Source organism: Pseudomonas sp. DE0157 (genome assembly GCF_007678615.1).
Classification (GTDB): domain Bacteria; phylum Pseudomonadota; class Gammaproteobacteria; order Pseudomonadales; family Pseudomonadaceae; genus Aquipseudomonas; species Aquipseudomonas parafulva_B.
The window spans coordinates 74,705-89,797 of the sequence record NZ_VEJN01000012.1; the positions used below are offsets into that span (position 1 = coordinate 74,705).

Here is a 15,093-nt window from a genome sequence, read left to right on the forward strand (position 1 = left end):
TTGCGAGGTCGACCATGCATATTCACATTCTCGGTATTTGCGGCACTTTCATGGGTTCGCTGGCGGTGCTGGCCAAGGAACTTGGCCACCGCGTCACCGGATCGGACGCCAACGTCTATCCGCCGATGAGCACCCAGCTCCAGGCCCAGGGCATCGAGCTGACCCAGGGTTATGACCCTGCTCAGCTGGAGCCGGCTCCCGATCTGGTGGTCATTGGCAACGCCATGTCCCGTGGCAACCCGGCGGTGGAGCATGTGCTCAACAAGGGCCTGCCCTATGTGTCGGGCCCGCAATGGCTGGCCGACCATGTGCTGCAGGGCCGCTGGGTGTTGGCAGTCGCCGGTACCCATGGCAAGACCACCACCAGCAGCATGCTGGCCTGGGTGCTTGAGCATGCCGGCATGAGCCCTGGCTTCCTGATCGGTGGGGTGCCGCAGAATTTCTCCGTATCGGCGCGGTTGGGTGATACGCCGTTCTTCGTGGTCGAAGCGGATGAGTACGACAGTGCCTTCTTCGACAAGCGCTCGAAGTTCGTGCATTACCACCCGCGCACGGCGATCCTGAACAACCTGGAATTCGACCACGCCGACATTTTCCCTGACCTTGCTGCCATCGAGCGACAATTTCATCACCTGGTACGCACCATCCCCAGCGAAGGCCTGGTGATCCATCCCACGTCCGAACAAGCGCTGGCGCGGGTCATCGACATGGGCTGCTGGACGCCCGTGCAGACAACAGGCGACGGCGGGCAGTGGCAGGCACGCCTGCTCAGCCCGGATGGGTCGCGCTTCGAGGTGCTGTTCGACGGGCACGTGCAGGGTGTGGTGGATTGGGCCCTGACCGGTCAGCACAACGTGGCCAATGCCTTGGCGACCCTGGCGGCCGCCCGTCACGTTGGCGTGGCACCGGCGATGGGTATCGAAGGCCTCAGTGCGTTCAAAAGCGTCAAGCGGCGCATGGAAAAGGTCGCCGAAGTGCAAGGCGTGACCATCTTCGATGATTTCGCCCATCACCCCACGGCCATTGCCACCACCCTGGACGGCCTGCGCAAGCGCGTGGGTGATGCACCGGTGATTGCCGTCATCGAGCCGCGCTCCAATTCGATGAAACTGGGCGCACATCGCGATGGCCTGCCTGAGAGCGTCAACGATGCTGACCAGGTGATCTGGTACGCCCCGGCCAACCTGGGGTGGGACCTGGCAGCCACGGCCGCGCAATGCAAGGTGCCCAGCGTAGTGGCCGACAGCCTCGAGGCGATCATCGAGCAGGTCAAGCGCCAGGCGCGGCCAGGTACCCAGGTGGTGATCATGAGCAACGGTGGCTTTGGCGGCCTGCACGGCAAGCTGGCCGAGGCGCTCAAGTGAGCGGGCCGGAACGCATTACCCTGGCGATGACCGGGGCATCGGGTGCGCAGTATGGCCTGCGCTTGCTCGATTGCCTGGTGCGCGAAGATCGGGAGGTGCACTTTCTGATTTCCAAGGCCGCACAGCTGGTCATGGCGACCGAAACCGACGTACTCCTGCCTGCCAAACCGCAGGCGATGCAGGCGTTCCTGACCGAATACACTGGCGCTGCCGATGGGCAGATTCGGGTGTATGGCAAGGAAGACTGGATGTCGCCCGTGGCGTCGGGTTCCGGCGCACCAGCGGCCATGGTGGTGGTGCCGTGTTCTACCGGCACGCTGTCGGCGATTGCCACGGGTGCGTGCAACAACCTGATCGAACGGGCTGCCGATGTCACCCTCAAGGAGCGTCGGCAGTTGATCCTGGTGCCTCGTGAGGCGCCGTTTTCCACCATTCACCTTGAAAACATGCTCAAGCTGTCGCAGATGGGTGCGGTGATGCTACCGGCCTCGCCTGGTTTTTATCATCAGCCACAGACCATCGACGATCTGGTCGACTTCGTGGTGGCGCGCATCCTCAACCTGCTGAACATCCCACAGGACATGCTGCCGCGTTGGGGTGAGCATCATTATGGGGTGGATGATTGAAAAGAGGGCTGGCCGGTACGCTGGCTGTGTTGATGCTCGGTGGCTGCGCCACGGTACGCACCCTGGATGGCACCAAGCCAGGGGCGCCGGTGGTGTATGCAGGCATCCGTCTGGATTGGTATGCGATCAGCGGTGGCTGTTGCCCCCAGGCGCGCTTCGGTGTCGACGCGCCCCGGTTCGCCTCCCTCGATCTGCCGGTCAGTTTTCTTCTCGATACCTTGTTACTGCCGTTGACCCTGCCAGCTGCCGCCGGCATTTACTATCACGGCAGCGGCGGCTTTTGAGTGCTGCATGCAGCCGCTAGCAACCCGGCAGCGGCTCAGTTTTTCCCCAGCTTGCGCAACTCGTCCGACTCCACGATCCGGATGCCGTCCTCTTCCTCCAGCGCCAGGCGCCACAGCGCTCGTGCCAATGTGCAGGCCTCAATACCCCGGTACTTGCCAGGCATCAGCTTGGAAAAGGGAGCGGCCAGGGTTTCGGTGAGCCTTGGCTCGGTGCGTTCTCCCAGCAACAGCGACGGGCGGACGATGGTCAGTTGAGGCCAGTCCTGGGCTTTGAGGGCTTCTTCCATCTCGCCTTTGACGCGGTTGTAGAAGATCGAGGATGTCGGGTCGGCGCCCACGGCACTGATCACCAGCAAGTGCCTGGCCCCCATCTCACGGGCTCGCTTGCTGAAGGCCACTACCATGTCCAGGTCCACGGCTTTGAATGCGGACTCCGAGCCTGCCTGCTTCAATGTCGTGCCCAGGCAGCAATAGGCAATGTCCACGCGGCCCTCCAGCTGGGGCAGAAAGACAGCCGGATCGCCCACAGGGTTGTCCAGGTGTGGATGTTCTGCCAAAGGGCGGCGTGTAGGCGCCAGCACGCGGGTGATGGTGGGCTCATTGAGCAGGCGGTCGAGCAGGTGCTCGCCAGTCAGGCCGGTCGCTCCGGCAAGCAGGACATGCTGAGGCGTCAAGTACATGATGTCTCTCCCTTGTTACACACAAGCTTAGTGGCTGCGCGGCGTTTTTGCCTGGCCCCCACCGCTGCCTGTGTCGTATTGCGCAAGGCTTCTTCGGCCTGGTTCCGGCGTAGGCGCTGCCAGTGCTCCAGCACGTTTGGCGGTGCCCACAGCTGCGGCTCGGACGCTTCGAAGCCTTCGTTTCGTTCACGTTCGGCAACATGGGTACGCGCCAGTTCAAACGCCTGTTTCAGGTCGTCCGTCTGATTCAGGGCCTGGGCGAAAAGGGCGTCGCCAAAGTAGGTGAAGTCGGCTTCTTCCGAGCAACCGAAGGACACCCGGTCGGCTCGGGCGGCTGTCATGAGCAGCGTGCGCGAATCTTTCAGGGCATCGATGTAGCCACCGGAATAACACGCGGAAATGACGATGACCTTGTCTCGATTTTTCAAGGGGGCCAATGCATCGGCCAACTCGTCGGCGGAAATGTCGGCCAACTGCAGGCGTGGTTGATCGAGGACCAGTTGGTGGTCCTGGCTACCGTGGCTGGTGAGGTAGATGAACAGCAGGTCTTCCGGGCCGCTGCGCTCGGCCAGGGTGCTGGCGGCTCGGGTGATGCTCTGCCGCGTGGCCATTGGGCGCGTCGCCATGAAGTCACGATGGTTGACCAGCGTGACCTGGCCTTTGGCACCGAAGCGTACCTTCAGCAGGTTGCTCACGTAATCGGCTTCGCGCAGAAAAACGCTCTGCTGCCCGTCGCCCCCCACCACCAGGCTGTACAGCTCGATTGCCGGCTGGGACCGGGGCACGGTGGCCAAGGCTTCCTTGAGCAAGCGCCCTTGATTGAGCAGTGCCATATCGAGCGGGTCCGGCAGCAAGGTGCCACGCTCATCGCGAACCCGAACGCCATTGGCCCAGGTACCGCTTTGTACCTTGCCGTCGGCCAGTGTCAGGCGCCCTTGCCCGTGGTAGGCATCATCGAGCATATGGCCCACGTACTGACTGCCATCAGCCAGTTGCAGGCTGCCCTGGCCCGACATGCGCCAGTCGAGGAACGTGCCTTTGTAGTGGCTGCCGTCACTGCCCAGCATTTCGCCTTCGCCGTTGAGCGAACCGTCCTTGAACTGGCCGATCCACACATCGCCTTCGGCGTTTTCGTAGCGCCCGCGGCCTTCGAGGCGGTTGTCCTTGAACTCGCCGATGTACTGCTCGCCTTCGACACTGTCGTAAGTGCCAGTGCCTTGCAGTTGGCCGTCCACGAACCTGCCGCTGAACTGATTACCGCTAGCATCGCTGCGCACGCCGGCGCCGTTGGGCTTGCCCTTGGCGAACAGGCCCCGGTAGCGACTGCCGTCGGCCAACTCCAGTTCGCCTGCCCCTTCGTAGAGGTCGTCCTTGAACTGCCCGCGGTAGGTTTGCCCAGTCTGCTTGAGGGTGCCTTCGCCATCGCGCCGGCCATGGCGGAAGGTGCCCGCATAGTGGCTACCTGGTGTGGTCAGGTCCCCAAGCCCTTCGAACAGGCCGGCGACGAACTGGCCGCGGTAGACTTCGCCGTTCTGCCCGTGCCATTCCCCCTGGCCGTGCCATTGGCCATCCTTGAAACCGCCGGCATACCAGCTGCCATTGGGGTAGTCGATACGGCCCTGGCCCTGCAGCAAGCCGTCGACGACCTGGCCTCGGTAGCGACCGCCGTCTGGCAGACGGGCATCGGGTGGGCTCAGGGATTCGCCATCACCACAGGCAGCGAGCAACAGGAGCAGGGTCAGGGGAAGCAGTGGACGCATGGCGAGGACCGGGCAGTGAGTGCGCCGATTATGACTCAGATCGAGCGCCTGAAACAGCGAGTGGCGGGTGGGGCGAGGGGGCTTTGCGCCCCGTTTGCAAGCGATGGGGCCTCGGGTAGGGGCGGCCTGATCAGGCCGCCCCAGGGGAACTTCGATACCGTGCGCCTAGCGACCCAATCCCGGCGACACGATGATCTTCACGTTTTCCTCCTTGTTGTTCACCAGTTCCTCGAACCCCAGTTCGACGATCTGCTCCAGCCCGATGCGGCCGGTCACCAGCGGGCGTATATCCAACCGACCGTCGGCGATGAAGGCGATCACGTCGGCGAACTCGCCGTTATAGGCCAGCGCACCGATCACCTGCTTCTCGGTGGACACCAGTTCGAAGAAGTTGAATTCGCTCGGCTCCTCGAAAATTCCCACCATCACGCACTTGCCGGCCTTGCGAAGGGTGTCGATGGCCAGCTTGGCCGTATGCTTGTTGCCGATGCACTCGAAGCTCACGTCAGCCCCCAGCCCGGCGGTGAGCGCACGAATCTCGGCCAACGCATCGCACTGGTTGGGGTCCAGGACCACGCTGGCGCCCACTTCCAATGCCTTGGCCTTGCGCGCCGAAGACATCTCCAGGGCGATCACCCGCGCCGCGCCTGCCGCCTTGGCGCACATGATGGTGCACAGCCCGATGGTACCGGCGCCCACCACCACCACGGTCTGGCCCAGCAGGCTGCCTGCTTTTTTGACCGCGTGCATGCCGACCGCCAGCGGTTCGATCAGGGCCCCTGCCTCGGCCGGGAAACCGGGCGGCAGCCGGTAGAGCAGATTGGCCGGCACATTGACCCGCTCGGCGAAGGCGCCATTGTTCATCAAGCCTGTGAACGCCAGGCGCTCACAGATGTTGTACATCCCGTGGGTACAGTAATAACAGGTGCCACAGTGCTGGCAGGCGTCTGCCGCCACCGGATCGCCCACGGCATAGCCCTCGACGCCTGCGCCGAGCTTGGCGATCCGGCCGCAGAACTCGTGGCCGAGGATGCATTGGCCTTGAATACCGGTCAGCGGGTGTGGCGCGTCGACCGGGATGAAGACCGGCCCGGCCACGTATTCGTGCAGGTCCGAGCCGCAGATGCCGCACCAGTCCACCTGGATCTGTACCCACCCAGGTGCAGGGTCAGCCGGCAGGGGCACCTGCTCGACGCGGATGTCGTTGCGCCCGTGCCAGACCGCCGCGCGCATGTGTGGATTGCTCAAGTCGTTCATAGGAATCTCCAGAAGCCGGGAAGGGTCAATGGCTGCGCAGGAAAGCGAGCAGGTGCTGGTTGACCGTGTCGGCGGCCTCCATCTGCACCATGTGGCCAGCTTCCGGCACGACGACCACCTGGGCCTCCAGACCCTGGGCATGACTGGCCGGAATGATCGCGTCCTTGTCGCCCCAAATCACCAGGGCCGGGTGCTGGCCCAGGACGCTGCGCAGGTCGTGGCGTTGCCGGTCGCCGTCGGCCAGGGCCGAGGCCAGCACCTGCAGCGCCTGGTCTACGCCCTCCAGGCGCTTGAACTTGAGCATGTCTTCGAGCAGTTGCCGCGTGACCAAGGCCGGATCGGCGAACAGTTGCACCATCTGCGGCTTGAGGGCGTTGCGGCTACTGGCCGCGACGAACCCTTGCAGGTACTGCCCATTGATGGCCTCGCCCAGACCCGCGCTGGCGATCAGGCCAAGGCTGGCCACCCGGTGCGGTGCCAGGCGCGCAAGGCCCAGGCAAACCGCACCGCCCATGGAGTGACCGACCAGGTGAGCACGTGGAATGTCCAGGTGATCGAGCAGGGCCAGCACCGTTTCGCTCAGTTCCTCCAGGTCACCGCGCTGCAAGGCTTTGGCCGACTCGCCATGGCCCGGCAGGTCGAGGGCGATTACCCGTCGCTCGGCGGCCAGGGCAGGGTGGTTGAACAGCCAGTTGTTGAGGTCGCCGCCAAAGCCATGTACCAGCACCAAGGGCGTCCCGCCTTCGCCCAGTTCGAACCAGCGCAACAAGCGCCCCTTCACCTCGGCTTTCTGCGGCGCCGGGCCTTGGGCCTGGTCGGTGCTACCGTCGGCCACGAACTCGGCCTGGAAGCGCTGTACCACGGCGTCGATGTCGGCGTCGTCGGCTTCGCCTTCTACCACCACGGCCAACAGCGCACCCACCGGCAGGGTCTCGTCCGGCCTGGCCACCAGGCGGCGCAGCACGCCACTGAACGGCGCCTCGACGCTGCTGCTGATCTTGTCCGTCTCCACGTCCAGCACTTCGTCGCCCTTGGTGATGACGTCGCCTTCCTGCTTGAGCCAGGTGTCCACCCGGCCCTCGGTCATCGACAAGCCCCATTTGGGCATGGTCAGGGTATGGATCTGGCTCATGCGGCGCTCCTTGCAGCGTCGATAACGGTGCGCACGGCTGTTTCGATTTTGGCAGCGTCGGGGATATACAGGTCTTCCAGAGCGTCGGAAAACGGAACGGGCGTATGCGGTGCCGTCACCATTTCGATGGGCCCTTTCAGCGCACCGAATGCCTTCTGCGCAACCAGGGCGCTGATGTCCGTGGCCATCGAGCACCGGGGGTTGGCTTCGTCGATCACCACCAGGCGCCCGGTCTTTTCGACACTTTCAAGGATGCTGTCTTCGTCCAGCGGGCTGGTGGTGCGCAGGTCCAGGACTTCGCAGTCGATGCCCTGGCGGGCCAGGTTGTTGGCGGCTTCCATGGCCACATGCACCATGCGGCCATACGTCACCAGGGTGACATCGCTGCCATCGCGCAGGTAATTGGCTTCGCCGAACGGCACCGTGTACACCTCCTCCGGTACTTCGCCCTGCATGCCGTACAGCAGCTTGTGCTCGCAGAAGATCACCGGGTCGTTGTCGCGGATGGCCTGGATCAGCAGGCCCTTGGCGTCGTAAGGCGAGGACGGGCACACCACCTTCAGGCCCGGGATGTGCGTCCACAGCGAGGTGAGCATCTGCGAATGCTGGGCCGCGGCACGCAGCCCGGCGCCGTACATGGTGCGCATGACCAGCGGGGTCACGGCCTTGCCGCCGAACATGTAGCGAAACTTGGCCGCCTGATTGAGGATCTGGTCCAGGCAGCAGCCGGCGAAGTCGACGAACATCAGTTCGCAGACTGGGCGCAGGCCCTGGGTGGCCGCGCCGACGGCGGCGCCTACGTAGCCGATCTCCGAGAGCGGCGCATCCAGTACGCGGCCTGGAAACTGGTGATACAGGCCCTTGGTCACGCCCAGCACGCCACCCCAGGCATCGTCTTCGCCAGGCGCGCCTGCACCGCCGGCCACATCCTCACCAATGATGAACACGGTATCGTCACGGCGCATTTCCTGGGCCAGGGCTTCGTTGATGGCCTGCTGGTAACTGATCTTTCTTGCCATGGTGGTTCTCCTGTTGTTCTTGTTTTGAGCGGCTCAGGGATAGGCGACGTAGACGTCGGTGAGCAGGTCGGCAGGTTGTGGCTTGGGGTCGGACTTGGCGCGTTGCACGGCATCCTCGATCAGGTCCTCGACGCGGGCATCGATGCTGTCCAGTTGGCCTGCTTCGAGCAGACCCGCGCGCACGGTCTTGTCGCGGAACTGCAGCAGGCAGTCGCGGGTTTCGCGCAGGTTCTTCACTTCATCGGGGGCGCGGTAGGTTTGCGCATCGCCCTCGAAGTGGCCGTAGTAGCGGCTGAGCTTGACCTCGATCAGCGACGGCCCCTGGCCGGCACGTGCGCGCTCGATGGCGGCACCGGCGGCCTCGTGAACCGCGAAGAAATCGAAGCCGTCGATGGTGACCCCTGGCATGCCGAAGCCGGCGGCGCGGTCGGCTATGTGATCGCAGGCCACTGACCAGTTGGACGCGGTGGCTTCGGCATAACCGTTGTTCTCGGCGACGAAGATGCACGGCAGGTTCATGATCGCAGCCATGTTCATGGCTTCGAACACTGCGCCTTCATTGGAGGCGCCATCGCCGAAGAAGACCACGGACACATCGTCGCGACCCTTGAGCTTGGCTGCCAGCGCAGCGCCTGCCACCAAAGGTGCGCCAGCGCCGACGATACCGTTGGCGCCGAGCATGCCCTTGCCCAGATCGGCAATGTGCATCGAGCCGCCCTTGCCGCCGCAGACTCCGGTCTTCTTGCCGTAGATCTCGGCCATCATGCCGTACACATCCACGCCCTTGGCGATGCAGTGGCCATGGCCGCGATGGTTGGAGGCAATGCAATCGCTGTCGCGCAGGTGGGCCATCACCCCCGCAGCGCTGGCCTCTTCACCGGCGTAAAGGTGAACGAAGCCGGGTATTTCGCCTGTGGCGAACTCGACGTGCAGGCGTTCTTCGAAGGCACGAATGGTGCGCATCACTTCATAGGCATGCAGCAGTTGTGCGGAACTCGGTTGATTGGACATCTTGTTGTTCTCCGGGGTTGTCTCAACGGGTCGCGGGGTGCAGCGGGTGGCCCAGGGGTACAGCCAGCAGACGATGCTGGGCGGCATGCGTGAGCACGGCCTGCACGTCCACACTCAACGGGCCTAGGTGATCGAGGGTGATGGTGGGGGTGTCATGGGCGCAGAATTCGATTTCCCGCTCGCCGTCCAAGGCCAAGGTGCCCTGGACGAGGGCCGGGCGGTACGATTCGTCGGGCGCCATGTGGCCGGAGGCGGTGATGCCGCAGCCTTGCAGCACGCCAGGGGCCACAGGGGCCAGTAGCGCCTGCCCGGCGTTCTCGTCCAAGCGCACCCAGGCGCCGTGGGGCGCTTGCCGCGAGACCGGATTCCACAGGCCGCACAGTGCCGACAAGCCGATGGCGTGGGGCTCGGCGAAGCAGGCGAAGATTTCGCTCAGGTCTTCACTGCGGCTCAGCGCCCGCGCGCCGATGAAACGCTGAGGCGACACCGCTACCTCCACCAGCGCCCATTCGCTCAGTTGCTGCTGGGGCACCCTGACCAGCAAGCGTTTGTTGCGGCGCAGGCCGATGGAGGTTGGCACCTTGCCGCCGACGATCAGGCCGCCTGCAAGCCCCGCGCTGGTCGCTTCGCGCAGCTCCGGGAAGGCGTTGTTGGTGCCGGTGGACAAGGTCAGCAGGGGTACGTCGCCAGCTTCTGCCGCCACGGCCTTGTGGGTACCGTCGCCCCCCAGCACAGCGATCAGCGACACCCCCCGCGCGACCATGTTGCGCGTGGCAAGCCGGGTGTCGCTGACGGTCTGGGTCAGCGGCAGGTCGAGTATCTCGAGGGCAGGCCAGTGCTGATCGCGCGCCATCGGCCCGGCGCAGGCCTTGACCACGGCAGCGGCGATGCCGGTCATGTCGCTGGACATCAGCACGTGGCCGACACCCGTGGCGCCGAATGCGGCGAGCAGGCGGGCGATGGCGGCGGCCTTGTCGGTGCTGGAGTACAACCCGGCAGTGGCGGTCAGGCGACGCAGGTCTCGGCCTGAAGCAGGGTTGGCAATGATGCCGACCAGTGGGGCGGGTAGCGGCATGGCGCACCTCGTGTTCTTGTTTGCAAGGACCAGAGCAAGCGCGGTGCCAGCTTTGCACGAAACCTCGCAAAGGCCCGTCGCAGAGGCCTTGCATGGTCTTTACCGCTGCCAGGCGGGCTACCGTGCTGAGACGCCAGGTGCCGGCCTGGGCGTTGTGCGGCGAGACGTTGAGACGCTGCGTCTCAACCACACCTTTGATCACACCGTGCTTGTCCAGGCCTGCGCGCAGGCGCTTAATGGCTGCACAACCACAAGAACAGCAACGAGAACCGGAGGGCCTGAATGCTTGCCGCGAACTCCCGCGCTCACGTCGACTGCGTCAGCAGGGTACTGAAGAACGCCGACCGTCTGCCCCAGGCGCCAGTACCGCCGTTGATCCTCGATTCCTGGCGTCGCTCCATGGAGCTGTACCGTCTCGATCCCGCCTCCGAGCAAGGGCCGCGTATTCTTTCCCAGGCGCTGCTCAATGAATGCCGAGAGCGCTCGGAGCTGTTCCTGCGCATTGCCGGGGACGCCGTGGCGCGCCTGCACGAACAGGTGCGTGAGGCCGACTACTGCGTGCTACTGACCGATGCACAGGGCCGCACCATCGATTACCGGGTCGAATCGACCATTCGCACTGACTGCCGCAAGGCCGGTCTGTACCTGGGCACCTGCTGGTCGGAGGGGGAGGAGGGTACCTGCGGGGTAGCGGCGGTACTGACCACCAAGGCACCGGTCACCGTGCACAAGCGCGATCACTTTCGCGCTGCCTTCATCGGCCTGACCTGTAGCGCGGCGCCTGTTTTCGACCCCTTTGGCGAGTTGCTGGGGGTGCTGGACGTCTCTGCCCTGCGCTCGCCCGACGACCGCCGCAGCCAGCACCTGATCCGGCAACTGGTCGAGCAGACCGCACGCGAAATCGAAAACGCCTTTTTCATGCACAGCGCCCAGGGCCACTGGGTGATGCGTGCCCACGGCACACCAGGTTATGTGGAAAGCCAGCCTGACTACCTGCTGGCCTGGGACGCCGACGGCCGCCTGCAGGCGATGAACAGCCTGACACGGCAACGCCTGATGCAACGCCTGGGGCGCTTGCCTGCGCACATTGGTGAGCTGTTCGACCAGGCGCAATTGCGACGTGTCAGCAACGCGTCGGCGCAACGTCTGCCAGGGTTGGGCGAGCTATATGGCCGGGTCAGCGCCCCACAGCGCAAGCCGCCGGTCGAGCCTTTGCTGCAAGGCCTGGACCGACGCATTGAACAACATTTGCGCCTGGCCACGCGGGTCAAGGATTGTAACCTTGCCGTGCTGGTGCAGGGCGAGACGGGTACAGGCAAGGAAGTCTTCGCTCGCCAGCTGCACCAGCAAAGCAAGCGCGGCAACGGCCCGTTCGTCACGCTCAACTGCGCCGCCATCCCCGAGAACCTGATCGAGAGCGAGCTGTTTGGTTATGTCGCGGGAGCCTTCACCGGGGCGTCGAGCAAGGGTATGCAAGGGCTTGTACACCAGGCCGATGGCGGCACGCTGTTTCTGGACGAGATTGGCGACATGCCACTGAGCCTGCAGACCCGCCTGTTGCGGGTGCTGGCCGAGGGTGAGGTAGCACCTTTGGGGGCTGCGCGGCGCCAGCGCGTGGACATTCAGGTGATCTGCGCTACGCACCGCGACCTGGCGGCGAGGGTGGAGCAGGGGCAGTTTCGTGAGGACTTGTATTTTCGCCTGGCCAACGCCCGCTTCGCGTTGCCGGCGCTGCGCGAGCGCGAAGACCGGCTGGGGCTCATTCACCAGTTGCTGGCCGAAGAGGCCGATGCGTGTGGGGTGAGCGTGGCGCTGGCCGACGATGCCTTGCAGGCATTGCTGGAGTATCGCTGGCCGGGGAACCTGCGCCAGTTGCGGCAGGTGTTGCGTTATGCCTGCGCCGTGAACGAGGGAGGGCAGTTGCGCCTGCTTGACCTGCCGGAGGAGGTTCGTGGGCAGGAGGTTGGCCGGGTAACGAGCGAGGCGTCCTGCCCGGCGCGGCAACGGTTGCTGGATGCGTTGATTCGCCATCGCTGGAAGCCCGCCGAGGCTGCCCAGGCGTTGGGTATTTCGCGTGCGACGCTGTATCGCCGGGTGCACGAGCACCGCATCGAGATGCCTCGTATGAAGGGGTAGAGTCGCAGCTGCAGCTTGTTGCGGCTTCTGCCCGCGCGACAGTTCAGGCACCGCTGATCGCGACTTCAGGGGGCCTTCCTACACAGAACCTGCGTTCGGACTCCTGCGGTCTTCAGATTGAACATACAAGCCAGATCATTGATTCACGCCAGTCAGAGAGGGTCACGGGGATGCGCAGATTGCTCTGCTAGGTCGGACTTGGCCACAAGCACCCTGAAGGGCCGCATCAGCCATTGATGAAGCCCAAACAGGCAATAAAAAACCCCGGAGCCAGTCCGGGGTTCTTGTACTTCACACTACGCGATCAGTCCTGGTTGGCCAGTTTGTGCTCGAGGTAGTGAATGTTGATGCCGCCTTTGCAGAAGCCTTCATCACGCACCAGGTCACGGTGCAGCGGGATGTTGGTCTTGATGCCATCGACGACGATCTCGTCCAGGGCATTGCGCATGCGGGCCATGGCTTCGTCACGGTCCTTGCCCCAGGTGATCAGCTTGCCGATCAGCGAGTCATAGTTCGGCGGAACCGAATAACCGCTGTACAAGTGCGAATCGACACGCACGCCGTTGCCGCCCGGTGCGTGGAAGTGCTTCACCTTGCCAGGGCTCGGGATGAACTTCTTCGGGTCTTCGGCGTTGATACGGCATTCCAGCGAATGGCCGTGGACCACCACGTCCTCCTGACGGAACGACAGCTTGTTGCCAGCGGCGATGCTCAGCATCTCCTTGACGATGTCGATGCCTGTGACCATCTCCGACACCGGGTGCTCAACCTGCACACGGGTGTTCATCTCGATGAAGTAGAAGCGGCCATCTTCGTACAGGAACTCGAACGTCCCCGCACCGCGGTAGCCGATCTCGATGCACGCGTCTACGCAGCGCTTGAATACTTCCTGGCGTGCTTTCTCGTCGATGCCTGGGGCCGGGGCCTCTTCCAGCACCTTCTGGTGGCGGCGTTGCAGGGAGCAATCGCGGTCACCGAGGTGGATTGCATTGCCCTGGCCGTCGGACAAGACCTGTACTTCCACGTGACGTGGGTTGGTCAGGAACTTCTCCAGGTACACCATCGGGTTGCCGAAGGCTGCACCGGCTTCGGTACGGGTGAGCTTGGCCGAGGCGATCAAATCCTCTTCCTTGTGCACCACACGCATGCCGCGACCACCACCGCCACCGGCGGCCTTGATGATCACCGGGTAGCCGACGTCGCGGGCGATGGCCAACGCGACTTCTTCGTCTTCCGGCAGCGGGCCGTCGGAGCCCGGCACGGTCGGTACGCCCGACTTGATCATCGCGTCCTTGGCCGAGACCTTGTCGCCCATCAGGCGAATGGTGTCGGCCTTGGGGCCGATGAAGGCAAAGCCGGACTTCTCGACCTGTTCGGCAAAATCGGCGTTTTCCGCCAGGAAGCCGTAACCGGGGTGAATCGCGGTCGCGCCGGTGACTTCGGCAGCGGCGATGATCGCCGGGATGTGCAGGTACGAATCCTTGGACGATGCAGGACCGATGCAGACCGACTCGTCTGCCAGGCCCAGGTGCATCAGTTCACGGTCGGCGGTGGAGTGCACGGCGACGGTCTTAATACCCAGCTCTTTGCAGGCACGCAGGATCCGCAGGGCAATTTCCCCGCGGTTGGCGATCAGGACTTTTTCGAGCTTCCCAGACATCGTTGGCTCTCCGCGATTCAAACGATGGTGAACAGCGGCTGGTCGAACTCAACCGGCTGGCCGTCTTCTACCAGGATGGCGTCGATGACACCGCCGACATCGGCTTCGATGTGGTTCATCATCTTCATGGCTTCGACGATGCACAGGGTGTCGCCTTTCTTCACGCTCTGGCCCACTTCAGCGAAGTTCGGCGAGGTCGGCGAAGGCTTGCGGTAGAAGGTGCCTACCATTGGCGAGCGGATGACGGTGCCTTTGAGGGCCGGTGCCGCGGCGGCAGCTTCGACAGCAGGTGCGGCAGCGGCGACCGGGGCAGCGGCAGGCGCAGCCATCGGGGCAGGTGCGTAGAACTGCTGGGCAGCTGGGGTCTTGCTGTGACGGCTGATGCGAACCGACTCTTCGCCTTCCTTGATCTCCAGCTCGTCGATGCCAGACTCTTCCAGCAGCTCGATCAGTTTCTTGACTTTACGGATATCCATTAATCATCAACTCCCAAAGGTTCGGTCAGGGGGCGAAATTGTTAAAGCGTGTCGACACGCTTCTCTTGACCCTGGCCACCGAGGCCAGGGCTTTCATCATTTGGGCTGTGCGTTGGCAGCCAGTTGTTCCAGCGCGGACTCCAGGGCCAGGCGATAACCGCTGGCGCCCAGACCGCAGATCACTCCTACGGCTACATCGGAAAAGTAGGAGTGATGACGGAACGGTTCGCGTTTGTGCACGTTGGACAGGTGCACTTCGATGAATGGGATGCTCACCGCAAGCAATGCGTCACGTAATGCAACGCTTGTGTGGGTGAATGCAGCCGGATTGATCAGGATGAAATCCACACCCTCGTTGCGTGCCGCATGGATACGATCGATCAACTCGTATTCGGCGTTGCTCTGCAAATACTGCAAATGGTGGCCCGCGGCGCGAGCACGTTGCTCCAGGTCCTGGTTGATCTGGACCAGGGTCACGGCGCCGTAATGGCCGGGCTCGCGCGTACCGAGCAGGTTCAGATTGGGGCCGTGAAGCACCAGTAGCGTTGCCATCTGCGAGTTCCTTGGATTTGTAGGGCAATTCGACACAGCGCGGCGAGTGTGCCTAAAGCGA

Annotated in this window: 14 protein-coding genes; 4 read left to right on the forward strand and 10 right to left on the reverse strand. The window is 63.8% G+C overall.

The window, feature by feature from the left end:
• Positions 1–14 precede the first annotated feature (14 nt).
• The 3 genes from mpl to FS777_RS15665 are packed head-to-tail and all read left to right on the forward strand — an operon-like array spanning position 15 to position 2,274.
• A complete protein-coding gene (gene mpl, locus FS777_RS15655) occupies positions 15–1,364 on the forward strand; it encodes a UDP-N-acetylmuramate:L-alanyl-gamma-D-glutamyl-meso-diaminopimelate ligase (RefSeq protein WP_145256284.1) in 1,350 nt (449 codons plus the stop codon).
• Positions 1,361–1,990: a flavin prenyltransferase UbiX gene (gene ubiX, locus FS777_RS15660; RefSeq protein WP_058605303.1), complete on the forward strand. Its 630-nt coding sequence runs from the start codon at positions 1,361–1,363 to the stop codon at positions 1,988–1,990. Before mpl ends, ubiX begins: the two co-directional genes overlap by 4 nt.
• Positions 1,987–2,274 (forward strand): YceK/YidQ family lipoprotein, encoded by a 288-nt coding sequence (locus FS777_RS15665; RefSeq protein WP_145256287.1) that lies wholly within the window; start codon positions 1,987–1,989, stop codon positions 2,272–2,274. Before ubiX ends, FS777_RS15665 begins: the two co-directional genes overlap by 4 nt.
• Positions 2,275–2,309: 35 nt before the next feature.
• On the opposite strand, the gene FS777_RS15670 is transcribed toward FS777_RS15665, so the two are convergent.
• The 7 genes from FS777_RS15670 to FS777_RS15700 form a co-directional block, all read right to left on the reverse strand.
• A complete protein-coding gene (locus tag FS777_RS15670) occupies positions 2,310–2,954 on the reverse strand; it encodes an oxidoreductase (RefSeq protein WP_058605301.1) in 645 nt (214 codons plus the stop codon).
• Entirely contained in the window at positions 2,945–4,714 is a 1,770-nt protein-coding gene (locus FS777_RS15675) for a C13 family peptidase (protein ID WP_178091276.1), read from the reverse strand. The genes FS777_RS15670 and FS777_RS15675 overlap by 10 nt, the downstream gene beginning before the upstream one ends.
• A gap of 165 nt (positions 4,715–4,879) precedes the next feature.
• Positions 4,880–5,947: a 2,3-butanediol dehydrogenase gene (locus tag FS777_RS15680; protein WP_228385201.1), complete on the reverse strand. Its 1,068-nt coding sequence runs from the start codon at positions 5,945–5,947 to the stop codon at positions 4,880–4,882.
• Between the two features lie 49 nt (positions 5,948–5,996).
• Positions 5,997–7,103 carry an acetoin dehydrogenase dihydrolipoyllysine-residue acetyltransferase subunit gene (locus FS777_RS15685; RefSeq protein WP_058605298.1) on the reverse strand — a complete coding sequence of 369 codons (1,107 nt, stop codon included), beginning with the start codon at positions 7,101–7,103 and terminating at the stop codon, positions 5,997–5,999.
• Positions 7,100–8,122 carry an alpha-ketoacid dehydrogenase subunit beta gene (locus FS777_RS15690; RefSeq protein ID WP_058639423.1) on the reverse strand — a complete coding sequence of 341 codons (1,023 nt, stop codon included), beginning with the start codon at positions 8,120–8,122 and terminating at the stop codon, positions 7,100–7,102. The genes FS777_RS15685 and FS777_RS15690 overlap by 4 nt, the downstream gene beginning before the upstream one ends.
• Positions 8,123–8,155: 33 nt before the next feature.
• Positions 8,156–9,133, reverse strand: coding sequence for a thiamine pyrophosphate-dependent dehydrogenase E1 component subunit alpha (locus tag FS777_RS15695; RefSeq protein WP_145256290.1), 978 nt, complete (start codon positions 9,131–9,133; stop codon positions 8,156–8,158).
• Between the two features lie 22 nt (positions 9,134–9,155).
• Positions 9,156–10,208 (reverse strand): NAD(+)/NADH kinase, encoded by a 1,053-nt coding sequence (locus tag FS777_RS15700; RefSeq protein WP_145256293.1) that lies wholly within the window; start codon positions 10,206–10,208, stop codon positions 9,156–9,158.
• Between the two features lie 282 nt (positions 10,209–10,490).
• On the opposite strand from FS777_RS15700, the gene FS777_RS15705 reads away from it, so the two are divergent.
• Complete coding sequence (locus FS777_RS15705; protein WP_058639421.1) at positions 10,491–12,344, forward strand: sigma-54-dependent Fis family transcriptional regulator; 1,854 nt, start codon at positions 10,491–10,493, stop codon at positions 12,342–12,344.
• A gap of 304 nt (positions 12,345–12,648) precedes the next feature.
• Here the strand turns inward: FS777_RS15705 and accC are convergent, their stop codons facing one another.
• From accC to aroQ, 3 genes are all read right to left on the reverse strand, one after another.
• Positions 12,649–14,004, reverse strand: coding sequence for an acetyl-CoA carboxylase biotin carboxylase subunit (gene accC / locus FS777_RS15710; protein WP_058639420.1), 1,356 nt, complete (start codon positions 14,002–14,004; stop codon positions 12,649–12,651).
• Between the two features lie 17 nt (positions 14,005–14,021).
• The gene (gene accB / locus FS777_RS15715) at positions 14,022–14,480 is read right to left on the reverse strand and encodes an acetyl-CoA carboxylase biotin carboxyl carrier protein (RefSeq protein ID WP_023535179.1); all 459 of its coding nucleotides are present in this window, start codon (positions 14,478–14,480) and stop codon (positions 14,022–14,024) included.
• A 96-nt stretch (positions 14,481–14,576) separates the two neighbouring features.
• On the reverse strand, positions 14,577–15,032 hold the full coding sequence (aroQ, locus tag FS777_RS15720; RefSeq protein ID WP_145256296.1) for a type II 3-dehydroquinate dehydratase: 456 nt from the start codon (positions 15,030–15,032) through the stop codon (positions 14,577–14,579).
• Positions 15,033–15,093 lie beyond the last annotated feature (61 nt).

Bases quoted from the DNA above. Each gene is read 5' to 3' on its own strand.
- FS777_RS15680 (WP_228385201.1), bottom strand. From the start codon at position 5,947: ATGCGCGCGGCGGTCTGGCACGGGCGCAACGACATCCGCGTCGAGCAG.
- FS777_RS15675 (WP_178091276.1), bottom strand. From the start codon at position 4,714: ATGCGTCCACTGCTTCCCCTGACCCTGCTCCTGTTGCTCGCTGCCTGT.
- FS777_RS15690 (WP_058639423.1), bottom strand. From the start codon at position 8,122: ATGGCAAGAAAGATCAGTTACCAGCAGGCCATCAACGAAGCCCTGGCC.
- FS777_RS15695 (WP_145256290.1), bottom strand. From the start codon at position 9,133: ATGTCCAATCAACCGAGTTCCGCACAACTGCTGCATGCCTATGAAGTG.
- mpl (WP_145256284.1), top strand. From the start codon at position 15: ATGCATATTCACATTCTCGGTATTTGCGGCACTTTCATGGGTTCGCTG.
- aroQ (WP_145256296.1), bottom strand. From the start codon at position 15,032: ATGGCAACGCTACTGGTGCTTCACGGCCCCAATCTGAACCTGCTCGGT.
- FS777_RS15670 (WP_058605301.1), bottom strand. From the start codon at position 2,954: ATGTACTTGACGCCTCAGCATGTCCTGCTTGCCGGAGCGACCGGCCTG.
- accC (WP_058639420.1), bottom strand. From the start codon at position 14,004: ATGTCTGGGAAGCTCGAAAAAGTCCTGATCGCCAACCGCGGGGAAATT.
- FS777_RS15685 (WP_058605298.1), bottom strand. From the start codon at position 7,103: ATGAGCCAGATCCATACCCTGACCATGCCCAAATGGGGCTTGTCGATG.
- FS777_RS15700 (WP_145256293.1), bottom strand. From the start codon at position 10,208: ATGCCGCTACCCGCCCCACTGGTCGGCATCATTGCCAACCCTGCTTCA.
- FS777_RS15705 (WP_058639421.1), top strand. From the start codon at position 10,491: ATGCTTGCCGCGAACTCCCGCGCTCACGTCGACTGCGTCAGCAGGGTA.
- accB (WP_023535179.1), bottom strand. From the start codon at position 14,480: ATGGATATCCGTAAAGTCAAGAAACTGATCGAGCTGCTGGAAGAGTCT.